Consider the following 12,600-nt stretch of genomic DNA (forward strand, 5'->3'; position numbering starts at 1 on the left):
TAGATAATAACAGTCACTTCTCTTGTCAATTTTACAGTGAGAATTTGAGCAAATGAGTGAGTGGTTTGTCTTAAAATGTCATTAGCGGTTCAGGCAAGAAAAGTGGCTTTAATATTCGTCCCCCAGCGAATATTAGGCAGTTATGATTAGCTGATAACAGTCACTCTTCTTGTCAATTTTATAATGTTTTATTGAACAACTAAGTTAAGCGAGTTACTCAATAATCATTAGCAGTTTCGGCAAGATAAGTTGTTTAGCTTTCGATCCCCAGCGAGAGTTAAAACTAGCAACATATCTTGTCAATTTATTATGCTGGATCTAGTGGTAATTAAGGTTAGGTTCACAGCGTAAAGTGCTACGACAAACTTGCTTGACTTCTCATCAGCGAAAGCGATTGGGAAGGGATAATAAAAATATAATGACAGGCAAGTTTGTCAGTTCATTCTTAATAATTGCTGTTGTGCCCCCATAAACAACAGCGGCTATTTTGAAGTACGTTACAGGGAATAAAAATAATAACATGTAACGATAAAATGTCGTAAGACAATGCAACAACAAAAGCCCTAATGAAATGGATTCATTAGGGCTTTTACCTTTCTATTCAATGGTACTTTTAATGACAGCTCGAATAACATCTGCATCTCACCATTTTTAAGTTAAAAACATACTGTCACAGGTACTGGTGATCATATTGTTCAGAATTAGCGGAATAAGAGTTTATTGACTCACTGCCAGATAACGCTCTGTAGACCAATCAAAATAGTACTCTTTACCATCCCATTGATAAAAAGTCTGACCATCGCGCTGAATTACTCGCGCATTTTCTGGTAGCTGAGTCAGTCCTTTGGCATATTCAATACTGGTTGTAGTACGTTTAGGCGCTTCGATCGGCGTCGCTTTTTGAACGTAATTACTGCGCGGTCTATTATTCATATATCGATCACGGTAATAACGATCATAATAATCGTATCGATATGGGGAACGCCAACCATTATAGCCCCAGCGGTTATGCCATCGATTATTCCAACCGCTACTCCAACCAATACCAACGCTCGGGCCCCAATAATTGTTATAACCTACACCCCATCTCACTGACGATCCTGAATGGCGAGAGTACCGATCGTTTACATGCTTACCTGTCGAATAACTTGTAGCGTGCCGCGAATGTTCATCAGCAGCCACTTTAGAGAGCTGATGATGAGTATATACTTCAGCATTAATAGCACTTGAATACACAGTTAGTAAAAGAGGCGTGAGTATTATTAAACCGTAAAGCCTACGGTGCAAAAGCTTTCGGTCATCATGTTTATCAGTCATACTATTACTCCTTAGTTTCTTCAGCTCATTCCCACTTACCTGACAATTGGGTTCAAACAAAAACTCACATGAAGAAACGGGCAAACTTTACTCATTTCAGTTTACCTCAAAATTCCGTCCTACTAATAATCTTGGCTTAACCCAATATTATAAAAATGCTATAGTGCGCCCCAAAGAGCGATTAACAATAGAGTGAATAAGCCATGAGTTTTAAGGATTTACGTAGCTTTATCGATCACCTAGAAACCAACGGTGAACTAAAACGTATTAGTTATCCTGTTGATCCCAATCTAGAAATGACAGAAATTGCCGATCGTGTATTACGATCTGGTGGTCCAGCCCTGCTTTTTGAAAACCCAACAGATAACAGCATGCCAGTGCTAGTTAACCTGTTTGGTACACCTAAACGTGTGGCCATGGCATTGGGTAAAGAAGATCCATTAGCGCTGCGTGAAGTCGGTGAATTGCTGGCGTTTTTAAAAGAGCCAGAACCACCTAGTGGCTTTAAAGACGCGATTGCTAAAATCCCTAAATTCAAGCAAGCCTTGAACATGCCGCCTAAAACCGTGCGTAACCCTCCATGTCAGGAAGTGGTTATTACCGGTGACGATGTGGATTTAACCAAATTACCAGTTCAACACTGCTGGCCTGGGGATATCGCTCCATTAGTAACATGGGGCCTGACCATCACTAAAGGGCCACGTCAGAAACGCCAAAACCTAGGTATTTATCGCCAGCAACTACTCGGTAAAAATAAGCTTATTATGCGCTGGCTTGACCATCGTGGTGGCGCGTTAGACTTTAAAGATTTTAAAGAAAAACACCCAGGTGAGCGCTACCCTGTTGTTGTAGCTCTAGGCGCAGATCCTGTGACCATTCTAGGCGCCGTTACTCCTGTACCAGATTCAATGAGTGAGTATGCCTTTGCCGGCCTATTGCGCGGTGAACGCACTGAAGTCTGTAAAGCATTAAGTTGCGACTTAGAAGTCCCCGCTACCAGCGAAATCATTTTAGAAGGTTATATTGACCCAGAAGAAATGGCTGAAGAAGGTCCTTATGGTGATCACACAGGCTACTATAACGAAACAGACAAGTTCCCAGTCTTTACTGTCACCCATATGACCCAACGTAAAGATGCTATTTATCACAGCACCTACACAGGTCGTCCACCTGATGAACCTGCAATGCTCGGGGTTGCACTGAACGAAGTATTCGTGCCAATTTTGCGTAAGCAATACCCTGAAATAATCGATTTCTACTTACCGCCAGAGGGCTGCTCGTACCGTATGGCAGTGATTTCGATTCGTAAGCAATATGCAGGTCATGCTAAACGCGTGATGATGGGCGCTTGGTCATTCTTACGTCAGTTTATGTACACTAAGTTCATCATCATTGTAGATGAAGACGTGAACTGCCGCGATTGGCAAGATGTCATTTGGGCTATTACTACCCGTATGGACCCAACCCGTGACACTGTGATGGTAGATAACACCCCAATCGATTACTTAGATTTCGCTTCACCAGTGGCTGGATTAGGCTCAAAAATGGGCTTAGATGCCACTAACAAATGGCCTGGCGAAACTGACAGAGAATGGGGTACGCCGATAGTGATGGACACCAAAGTGAAAGAAAAGATTGATCATATTTGGGAAGAATTAGGTATTGATGACACTCCAACGCTATAATGGTGATCTATATCACACTAGCTTGACCTAGAACCCACATATAAAAAGAAAATAACCCTTCTCAGAAAGGGTCATAAAGGACGTTAGATGAACACCATTCGCTGTAAAGTTGAAAAAGTCACCGCGTTTAATGACGCAGTTTTTCAGGTATTTCTTAAGCCTGAAGCGGCTTTTGAGTTCCAAGCTGGGCAATACTTATCGATCGTGATGGGAGAAAAAGACAAACGTCCTTTCTCAATAGCATCTGCACCAAATGCAGAACTGCTTGAGCTGCATATCGGCGCTGCTGTTTCTGAAAGCTACCCAATGCAAGTGGTAGAGCGTCTAAAAAATGATGAATACATAGACATTGAAGCCCCAGCAGGTAATGCTTTTTTACGCGTTGAAAGCCAACGTCCACGTATTATGGTAGCTGGTGGTACAGGTTTCTCTTACATCAAAAGCATCATTGAAAATCAAATCGCGTTAGGTCAAACAGTAGCAACTCAATTCTATTGGGGCTGCCGCACTGAAGATGCAATGTACTATCAAGCGATTGCCCGTCAATGGCACGCTGATCACAACTGGTTAGAGTTTGTGCCTGTTGTCGAAGAAGCACCTGCTAACTGGAATGGCAAACAAGCCAATTTGCTTGAGCAAATTAAGCAAGACTATGTCAGCTTAGTGGGTTACGACATCTACATTGCAGGCCGTTTTGATATGGTTGGTGCAGCACGTGAAGTCTTTCGTGAAATGGGCGTTGATGAAGCTCACCTTTATGGTGATGCCTTCGCATTTATCAAATAAGCCTAATTGATTTACCCATTAAAAAGCCGACTATTTTAGTCGGCTTTTTGTTTACCCCCATTATTTCTTCGCACTAAAACTCAATTATTCAGTACGCTAAACTAATGGCTAGAATTGTACTTTCTCATATTTAGACCAAGCTACAAGTCCATCCATAAAAGGGAATATCCATACAGCGGTATTCTCAGTGGAATGCACTCTAAAGAAAATCAATTCGGTTTCTTGAATATCCATTCGACGGATTTCACGGTAAAAGCGCATTGCTGACGGGGTAACGAAGTCTGGCTTAATAAACTCTTTTTGAGCTATTTTGCTATAGAAAACGTCAACCTCATAATCGCCAATGGTTTGTTCATATTGATTAAACGTACCACGGGTTTTCCATTTAATTGGCGTCGTGCTGCAATCTTCGTCAGTGATGCAGGTCGTAGTATAGATTTGGCCACTCTTTTCACCGTCGTAGACAAGTGAGAGACTAAAATCACCACGGATAAGCTTCTCACCTGCTGCGGGAAAATACACGTCAGCATGGTAATGATGCTCGATAATATTGCCAACGCTATCTTTTGGGATCAGCACTCGATTAAATCGAATACGTTCTTCCATTTTTTTAGTTAACGGTACAAATTCACGCATATTCAAGCCAGCAGGCTCTGGAGATAGCGCATTGATATTGATAATCCCAACGCCATTACAATCATCTAATGCATAACCAGGACAAGCAGCAAATGAGTAATTGTTTCCATTGGTCAATGCGAAAGCGCTAAAGCCCTTGAGTCCAAGCACAACATTACTTTCAGGCGCAATATGTTTTTGCCATTTCGACTCATGCAACTGATCTGTATCATCTTTATATAATAAGGTTGCGCTTTCTTTTACACCACCAATATTGAGTTCGACTTGCTTGTCGCTGCTCCAAAATGCGGTATTTTTTAGGACTTTATGGTACTCACATTGATACCAAGCAAGAATGATTAATCCAATAACAAATAACGCTCCAGCAATTTTGACCATAACGCTGACATCTAAAAAAGCAGCTCTAATCGTACCGGAGTCAGTTAAAGAAACCATTTTCACATGACTGCGTTCATCAATATGAAGCTGGTAGCCACGTCTTGCGACAGCTTTTAAATGAATTTCAGAAAAAGGCTCTAATTTACGGCGTAATGTACTAATACATTGAGTTAATGAGGTAGGCGCAACCACCCTATCAGGCCATCCTTCCGCCAATAGGTGCTCTTTTGTCCAGATTTCTTCGCTATTATCTAATAGTTTAATTAATACTGCATTTTCAGAAAAAGTCAGACTGGTTTTCTCATCATTAAGATGATTAATCAGCTGCTTGGCTGAAGTATCGAGTGTTAAATATGAAGTAATTTTTAGCACTGCCTGCACCTAAAGTTTTACTATTGAGTCAATTGAAATCACATGAATCATAATTCATATCTTATCAAAAATATGTGATTGCCGACTCAGTCTTAAAATATTTTAAAATCAGATAATACAAACACTTATATAGACATAGCTCAAAATATATTTTTGTTAATTACTGCTATTAATATTGTGAATGAATAACCATTTCATTCTCTAAAATTAAGCATTGCAGTTAAAATATTTTTCGATGAAATAAACTTTGTGAAATCAACATCATTACCCCAACCCATATTGTTAATGCGATATACAAGTTAGACAGAGGAAATTGAACTAACGACGATAAACTACTGCTAGTATCTTGTTGAGGGGCAGCAACTAACATCAGAGCGCGGAAAATGTCACTTGGATTAAGCAGTATCATTACCTGTAAAAGTTGACTAGAAAGCTCCACAGTTTCCGCTACCATAAGTGTGAGTAAAATAAGGTCGTAAACCAATACAACCGCTACCCAAATAAACAATAAAATAGCAATGGCTTTAGCTTTTTCAGCCACCTGCAAACTCACCACATAACCCACTAATACAAAGCACATACTCAGTAAAATACTGCTAAACACTAAATGACAGAACAACGGCAACAATAATGACAATTCAGTGCCAGTAAACACATGAATAAGTGCAGCTGTTAATCCAAAAGAAAATACAATAGTGCAAGCTAGCACAGTGATATGGCCAACAAACTTACCTAATAATATCTGACTGCGGCTTAAAGGGTATGACAATAACAACAGCAAGGTACCAGACTCTTCTTCACCAATAAAACTGTCATAACTCAACAAAATAGCCGTTAATGGTAAAATAAATACTCCAATGGAACTTAGACTGGCCATTAGCATTGGCAGCTCTGGAACAGCTAACTCACCCGTGACAACTGAACCTGAAAATGAAATTATTAATGATAAACTAGTTAATATCAGACCGATAAACACCACCCAACGATTACGAAAGTTGTCTTTAATTTCTTTACTGGCGATGGTTAAAATAGGTGTAAACATCATAATTCCTCAAGCAACGTTTTGCTGACGGTTATTCATGCAGTGATGATAAATATCACTTAAACCAGGTTCTTCAATAGAGAAGTTATAAACGCCACAATGCTGCGTGAGATACTGCATGACTCTTGGCTTATCTACCTGATGAATCAATAATTGATTATTCACAGCCAATGTATTTAAAAACTCATCCTCTGCTATCGCTTGATTAATTTCCTCTCCTTTAAACAACACTTTTAAGTCTGTTAATTGGCGCAACGTCTCTACACAGCCAGAGGCTAATTCCATGCCGTTAGCCATAATAAAAGCACGATCAATATTATCTTCAACAACTGCCAGCTCATGGGTACACACTACAATGGCGCAACCTTGGCGTTTGAGTTCATCAATCTTTTGATACATAAACAGTGAGGCCTGTGGATCAAGTCCAACTGTAGGTTCATCAAGTAATAAAATATCAGGAGATGACAATATTGCTTGGGCAAAACCTAGACGCTGCTTCATGCCTTTTGAATAGCTTTTAACCGGATTATCTTGCGCATGCTCAAGGCCAAACTCTTCCAGTACTTGTAGAACTTTTGATTTATCAATCCGCTTTAACGCGGCAAAATAATTCAACACCTCTTTGCCGGTGAGCTTTTCATATAAACTGATATTTTCAGGTAGGTAACCTAGATTGATCTGACGGCGATCTTTCTCATGAGTCACCGTTTTACCCATCATGGTAATTTGGCCCGATGTGGGTTTTACTATGCCTAACAGCATTTTTATCAGGCTAGATTTACCTGCACCATTGTGCCCTAGCAATGCTAACGTTTCCCCCGCATGTACCTGTAAACTGATATTGCCTACGGCAGTAAATTCACCGTACTGTTTAATGAGGTTCTGAACCTGAATAACTGAATTTCTTGGCATAAAAACCTACTTATTTAACGAATGCTCAGAAGACTGAATTGTTGAAACTATGTTTGAATTTACATATGGATAATCTGCTAGTTCAGCGGCATAACCAATACTGGATTTTGCAGCCGGACTCATCATTGGAAAGCTATCCATCACACCTGCTTCCGGCATAATTTGAAATTGCTGCTGAGTCCAGCGCAGCAAAGAAGCCACAGGACTTTTCAATAAAAAATGCGCTTCAGGATAAAGCCAATACAAACGATCTAAATGATCGCTTGGCTGATAAGCTTGCTCGCTAAACCCATCACCTGTTCGATCCCAACCGATAAAACCGCTCCAATAATTCCCTTGTTCTTTATGACTCCATTCAACAATCGTATCGCCGACATACTTCACATGAGCTTGATTATTAATAAACTGGTTACGATATATTTGATTGCCTTCGCCGCCCATCGCCATATAAATACCAATTTCGCTCTTAGCAAATTCATTGTTATAAACACGGTTATCACGGGCGCCATAAATGAACATGCTTTTACCTTCATCGCCCGTTGGCATTTTAGGGTTTGCATTAACGATATTATTCACATGATTGGCATGAACGTCTGAGTCATTGGTCATGTTTAGCAACACACCAAATATCGCAGCACCATTAACTTGATTATGATGTAGATTAATCCGCTTAGAGTTCATTAATGCGTAACCACCATCGACTTTTGTGGCTGCATTATTAAAGGCTTCGTCATCTTCGGTATACATGTAATGAATACCGTATTGCTGCTTAGAAAATTGATTATTGGTGACTAAACTGTGTTTACCTGATTCTAGATACACGCCATCTCTTACATCTTTAATAACATTGCCATTGATAACAGCATGATCCACACGTTTTAGATAAATACCATCGCCTCTATCCAATACAAAGCGTTCAGCGTCGCCGCTAATCAGGTTGTGAGAAATTTCAATATGCTGAGTATTATCGGCGCGTATGCCAAAACCATCGCCTGTGAGTACATTGTCTGTGATGACAATGTTAGTCATGCCATCATTAATCAATATGCCTGCATTCAGTTCATATTGATCGTCTCCCCAGTTGAGAATATTTAATTGCTTAATATTGACGTCATTGCTGGCGATCGTAATGGCACTACCTTGACCTTGAGCATCAATAATTGACCTGGGATGACCGATTAATGTGAGGGGCTTATTAATAATCGCATTACCAAGATAGGTTTGATTACTCAAAGCAATGCTGTCATGAGCACTCGCGTCGTCAATAATCTCTTGCAATAAAACAGATTTGACTAGTGGATTAACATTTATTTCCATTGAATCAGCAAGCGTAATAGGTGCAGTAAATACACCAATAATCCACCACCAAATCAATACAAATTTACCCATGGACTTTCTCACTTTCATCTAACCAATTATCTGAATTTGCTTAGCTAATGACTTTTAGTAAATTAAGAACATTAATACTTTACCAAGCTAACACCTTTGTTTTTATAGGCTTAATGATGGCTCATATTCTCGCCTAATAATTCAATAGTAATGTCGTCAAACTTCAATACAGCCCCACCAAACTCACGGGCAAAATCTTGCGCTGCTTGTTCAGTACTAAATGAGGCTACAGCTGGGCCCATCACCGCTTGTCGACTGGTGCCATAAACATATGTCGCAGTTTTACCGTCAATAAAGAATTCATCTTTGGGATTATCCCAGTCTGTTTTGGCCATATCATGCACCCAAACTTGGTTCACCTGACGGGTATTTTCTGGTTGTAATAAAAAGCTGAACATATCGCGTGTCGAACAAAAAGAAGGGTTTACTTCAACGTTTTTTAAGCTCAATTGCCCCTTAGGACCAGGGTACTTTGTGATCATCATGCCGCACATATGACAACGATCATGCTCATGTATGGCATGGCTGTGACCACTCGCCTCTGCGCCAACCTTGTCTGGAGTACAGGCAAATAACAATGGCACTAGTAGTAATAACGATAGGATTTTTTTCATTTAAATTTCCAACTCAACACGAGCTCTACAAAGTAAAAAGAATCACCCTTAAAAATGACTAAGGGAAGACATATGCGCTTAAGGGTGATTCTGGCAACACTAAATTGCGTATGTTTGTCCTGCATACAGGATAAACATGCGTAAACACATCATGCCGCTAATGGCACAAAATCCTGATAAGTAAAATGCTTTAGCTGAATGGCTAAAGGTTTTACCTGTGGCGAAGTTAAGCAAGATAGGCCCTAAGAACCCAACACCTACAACACCAATCCAGAATAGATTTGCCCATACACCAGCGGTAAATGCTTCAAAAGCTGATTGCGCACCAGCATTACCCGTTGCAAGCGACATTGCGATCATGCAGATAAACAAAATTTCAGCAATCATGATTGGCCATTCAGCCCCATGAAGGATTTTAAGTTCACTGCTGTGCATGTCTTCTTTGAACAAGAATACCGACAACATTTTTGATGCAGCCGCACCTGCTGAGACACCTGACGCTATAAATAGCGCTGGTAAAACTGCAGTATTAATCAGTGGGAAGCGGATCAACGCTGAAATCAAGAAACCGGTATAAGCACATACAGATGCCGCTAAAATTAATGCTGTCACTTCACAAGGTTTGCGAACTGGTTTAAGCATATTAATAATAGGTAGCAAGAAGCTTAATGCTGGAATCGATTTGATTTCATCTTCAAAGGCATAAAGACACAACACTGCCGTAAGTGGGATGTACACACATAAAGCGATAACCCCTACTGACATCACAGATGTGAAGTTGTAGAACACCAAGATACGCCAGAAGAACAATGGGTTGGTTAAGTCTAAAACCAGACATAACATACCCAGTGCAATCGTCACAAACGAGATTAAGCTGGCAGCTTTATACAGTGGGGTAGTTTCAGTTTGGCCTTTAAAAAAGCGAATTGCTAAAGCAACCACTAAAGAACCACCTGAAATACCGGCTAAGAAAAGGTAAACAGCAATTGGCCAAGGCCATGCAACCCCTTCAGATAGCCCCATGGTAAACTCCATTGAACCGTCCATCTTATACCCCCAACTTAACAACTGGAATGTAACGAAGGCTTGGTTCAGTACCAAATTGAGGCTTCATACGCACAGAGTCTTTCACCGCTAATAATTTATTAACGTATGAGGTTGGATCGTTTGCATCACCAAAGATCAACGCATCATATTTACACTGTTGTACACAAGCTGGTAACTCACCTTTTGATAATTTGCTGTTTAAACAGAAATCGCAATTATCAGCCACATCAGTTTCTTCATTAATAAAACGTGCATTGTATGGGCAGGCGCCAATACAGTATTTACAACCTGCACATTTACTTGCGTCCATGGTGACGATCCCTGTTTTAGGATCTTTATGTGCCGCACCTGTAGGACATACACTGACACATGGCGCGTTTTTACATTGCTGACAAGAAACACGAACAAACTTACGTTCGCAGTTACACTCTTCTTTGCCACAATGTGGACATGCTTGCCCTTCAACACCGCCAGATTGATGTTCCATCAACATTCTTGATTTGCCGTCAGGTAAGTTATTTGCGACATTACATACCTCTTTACACTCACCACAACCGACACATTTATTTTGATCAAACACCATAACGTAATGAGGTTTGTTAGCATCTTCGTTGTCATCTTTAACTGAAGTACAGCCCATAGGGCCCAGAATTAAAGAAGCAGCTCCAATACCTTTTAGAAACCTCCGTCTTTCTATATTTTCACTCACAACATCCTCCCTAGTGCAGCTATCGCTGACTGGTATTTATTGGTTCGCTGCAAATTCAAATGACGAATCATCGACTCAATTCATCTAATTTAAATTCGGCTTTCATAATTGCGTTATTAATAGATTGTCTATTAAAAGATTGAGTTTGATTGGTCAGTAAGATGCGCCAGTGATCTATTGCGTCAACATATTCACCCTTAAGGTAAGCATCTGTTGCGAGTAGCAATCTGGTATTAAGCTCATCACGTTGAAAACTCAACGCTGTATCAATGACCATTTTGGTTTCAGGTAAAAACTGACGACTATCTCGGTAATACATTGATGTCGCTTTTATGCCTAATAACTCAGCATCAGCACCCACTAGCTCAATTAACTGATCTAGCGTCGTCACAGAGTCAGCATATAAACCGCCTTCTGCATATGATTGTGCTAACGAAATAAGCGCTAATTCATTTTGTGGTTGTTGCTGAACTTGATCTCGCCCTTTAGTAATACTGGCTGCAATCAAGTAATCCACCGATTCATCTGCCTGACCTTTATCCCAACCTTGGAAATGTCCTCCACTGGCATATATAGATAATGAAAAAATCAATACAGCGACTGACATCCATAATGGACTTTGATAAGAACCAGCAAGCTTAAATTCATCATATTTAAGGCAATGCTCGCCATTGTTACCGTCAGCCACTTTATTGGCTTGTTTCATCACAGTGCTGCTCAAATTACGGTTATATACACTGTGATGAATCCAGAAGAGTCCGATAAATATACTCAGACATACTGCTATACCTAAGGCCAGAATATTCATAAGTGTTTCTTCTTTCTTGAATTTAATTAATGAGTTATCACCAAACGCTCAATGACAACTTGTTGTTAGTAAAAGCTTAGTGAGAGCCCATCATGCCGTTCATGCCCATACCTGTTAGGCCCATACCTTTTGCGTTTTCACTCGGTGCTTCAGACTTAACTAATTCCACTTCAAAAATTAATGCAGTATCTCCAGGAATATCACCAGCACCGTCTTTGCCATACGCTAGCTCAGATGGAATGGCAAAACGAAAGGTTGAGCCCTCAGGCATCAAGCGTAAACCTTCTTCCCAACCAGCAATGGCTGTCAGTAATGCAAAACGAACTGGATCTGTCGTTTCATCAAATACAGTCCCATCAACTAATGTGCCTTTGTACTTCACAGTGACCACATCTTCAGGGTTAGGTTTTTTGCCTTCACCCATTTTTATCACTTCATACTGCAAGCCAGAACCCGTCACCTTAACGCCATCTTTCGCTTTGTTTTCAACTAAGAAAGCATCACTGGCTTTTTTACTTTCAAGAGCAATTTGTTGCATTTTTTGGCTACTCAATAAATTAAGTAGTTCACTTCGATCGTTTAAGTAAGTCAGTACATCTTCATCAGACATTTTTTGTTCATTCTTAAGCGCATCAATCACACCATCAATCACCAATTGAACATTAATTTGAGCGCCAAGCTCCGTTTGGTTATAAATTTGGCTTGATAGGTAATTACCAATAGAAGCGCCCATGCTGTAAGACTGTTTTTCAACATCGCTTTCTACGTTTTGAGCAGCAAAACTGCCTGCTGATAAAACCAATGTCATACACGTTGCAATGGCTAAGGTACTTTTCTTTAATAATTTCATTTGGCACTCTCTCTTGGAAAATAGATTGACCCAGCGACAACACATCATCAGGTCT

At 40.2% G+C, this 12,600-nt stretch carries 12 protein-coding genes; 2 read left to right on the top strand and 10 right to left on the bottom strand.

Going from position 1 to position 12,600, the window contains the following annotated elements; genetic code table 11:
- Positions 1-717: 717 nt before the first annotated feature.
- On the bottom strand, positions 718-1,317 hold the full coding sequence (locus Q4600_RS13615; protein WP_303517008.1) for a hypothetical protein: 600 nt from the start codon (positions 1,315-1,317) through the stop codon (positions 718-720).
- Positions 1,318-1,520: 203 nt separating this feature from the next.
- On the opposite strand from Q4600_RS13615, the gene ubiD reads away from it, so the two are divergent.
- Together ubiD and fre are read left to right on the top strand one after the other, a co-directional pair.
- Positions 1,521-3,002, top strand: coding sequence for a 4-hydroxy-3-polyprenylbenzoate decarboxylase (gene ubiD / locus Q4600_RS13620; protein WP_303517009.1), 1,482 nt, complete (start codon positions 1,521-1,523; stop codon positions 3,000-3,002).
- A gap of 87 nt (positions 3,003-3,089) precedes the next feature.
- Complete coding sequence (gene fre, locus Q4600_RS13625) at positions 3,090-3,788, top strand: NAD(P)H-flavin reductase (RefSeq protein WP_102528037.1); 699 nt, start codon at positions 3,090-3,092, stop codon at positions 3,786-3,788.
- Positions 3,789-3,896: 108 nt separating this feature from the next.
- Here the strand turns inward: fre and Q4600_RS13630 are convergent, their stop codons facing one another.
- The 9 genes from Q4600_RS13630 to Q4600_RS13670 form a co-directional block, all read right to left on the bottom strand.
- The gene (locus tag Q4600_RS13630) at positions 3,897-5,174 is read right to left on the bottom strand and encodes a winged helix-turn-helix domain-containing protein (RefSeq protein WP_248957033.1); all 1,278 of its coding nucleotides are present in this window, start codon (positions 5,172-5,174) and stop codon (positions 3,897-3,899) included.
- A gap of 220 nt (positions 5,175-5,394) precedes the next feature.
- Positions 5,395-6,216 (bottom strand): ABC transporter permease, encoded by an 822-nt coding sequence (locus Q4600_RS13635; RefSeq protein ID WP_102528039.1) that lies wholly within the window; start codon positions 6,214-6,216, stop codon positions 5,395-5,397.
- Positions 6,217-6,225: 9 nt separating this feature from the next.
- Positions 6,226-7,128, bottom strand: coding sequence for an ABC transporter ATP-binding protein (locus Q4600_RS13640; RefSeq protein ID WP_102440249.1), 903 nt, complete (start codon positions 7,126-7,128; stop codon positions 6,226-6,228).
- A gap of 6 nt (positions 7,129-7,134) precedes the next feature.
- Positions 7,135-8,517: a nitrous oxide reductase family maturation protein NosD gene (gene nosD, locus Q4600_RS13645; RefSeq protein ID WP_303517010.1), complete on the bottom strand. Its 1,383-nt coding sequence runs from the start codon at positions 8,515-8,517 to the stop codon at positions 7,135-7,137.
- Positions 8,518-8,627: 110 nt separating this feature from the next.
- Positions 8,628-9,131, bottom strand: coding sequence for a nitrous oxide reductase accessory protein NosL (locus Q4600_RS13650; protein ID WP_248957037.1), 504 nt, complete (start codon positions 9,129-9,131; stop codon positions 8,628-8,630).
- 99 nt (positions 9,132-9,230) lie between these two features.
- The gene (gene nrfD / locus Q4600_RS13655) at positions 9,231-10,178 is read right to left on the bottom strand and encodes an NrfD/PsrC family molybdoenzyme membrane anchor subunit (protein WP_303502688.1); all 948 of its coding nucleotides are present in this window, start codon (positions 10,176-10,178) and stop codon (positions 9,231-9,233) included.
- Between the two features lies 1 nt (position 10,179).
- On the bottom strand, positions 10,180-10,887 hold the full coding sequence (locus Q4600_RS13660) for a 4Fe-4S dicluster domain-containing protein (protein WP_303517011.1): 708 nt from the start codon (positions 10,885-10,887) through the stop codon (positions 10,180-10,182).
- 67 nt (positions 10,888-10,954) lie between these two features.
- Positions 10,955-11,695: a nitrite reductase gene (locus Q4600_RS13665; RefSeq protein ID WP_303517012.1), complete on the bottom strand. Its 741-nt coding sequence runs from the start codon at positions 11,693-11,695 to the stop codon at positions 10,955-10,957.
- A 76-nt stretch (positions 11,696-11,771) separates the two neighbouring features.
- Positions 11,772-12,545 (bottom strand): FKBP-type peptidyl-prolyl cis-trans isomerase, encoded by a 774-nt coding sequence (locus Q4600_RS13670; protein ID WP_248957040.1) that lies wholly within the window; start codon positions 12,543-12,545, stop codon positions 11,772-11,774.
- Between the last annotated feature and the right edge of the window lie 55 nt (positions 12,546-12,600).

Origin of the sequence: Shewanella sp. 2_MG-2023 (assembly GCF_030548905.1) — a bacterium.
GTDB classification, from domain to species: domain Bacteria; phylum Pseudomonadota; class Gammaproteobacteria; order Enterobacterales; family Shewanellaceae; genus Shewanella; species Shewanella electrodiphila.

Excerpts from the sequence above, each read along its gene's own strand:
- Q4600_RS13650 (WP_248957037.1), bottom strand. The coding sequence starts at position 9,131 with ATGAAAAAAATCCTATCGTTATTACTACTAGTGCCATTGTTATTTGCC.
- Q4600_RS13635 (WP_102528039.1), bottom strand. The coding sequence starts at position 6,216 with ATGTTTACACCTATTTTAACCATCGCCAGTAAAGAAATTAAAGACAAC.
- fre (WP_102528037.1), top strand. The coding sequence starts at position 3,090 with ATGAACACCATTCGCTGTAAAGTTGAAAAAGTCACCGCGTTTAATGAC.
- ubiD (WP_303517009.1), top strand. The coding sequence starts at position 1,521 with ATGAGTTTTAAGGATTTACGTAGCTTTATCGATCACCTAGAAACCAAC.
- Q4600_RS13615 (WP_303517008.1), bottom strand. The coding sequence starts at position 1,317 with ATGACTGATAAACATGATGACCGAAAGCTTTTGCACCGTAGGCTTTAC.
- Q4600_RS13665 (WP_303517012.1), bottom strand. The coding sequence starts at position 11,695 with ATGAATATTCTGGCCTTAGGTATAGCAGTATGTCTGAGTATATTTATC.
- nrfD (WP_303502688.1), bottom strand. The coding sequence starts at position 10,178 with ATGGACGGTTCAATGGAGTTTACCATGGGGCTATCTGAAGGGGTTGCA.
- nosD (WP_303517010.1), bottom strand. The coding sequence starts at position 8,517 with ATGGGTAAATTTGTATTGATTTGGTGGTGGATTATTGGTGTATTTACT.
- Q4600_RS13640 (WP_102440249.1), bottom strand. The coding sequence starts at position 7,128 with ATGCCAAGAAATTCAGTTATTCAGGTTCAGAACCTCATTAAACAGTAC.
- Q4600_RS13670 (WP_248957040.1), bottom strand. The coding sequence starts at position 12,545 with ATGAAATTATTAAAGAAAAGTACCTTAGCCATTGCAACGTGTATGACA.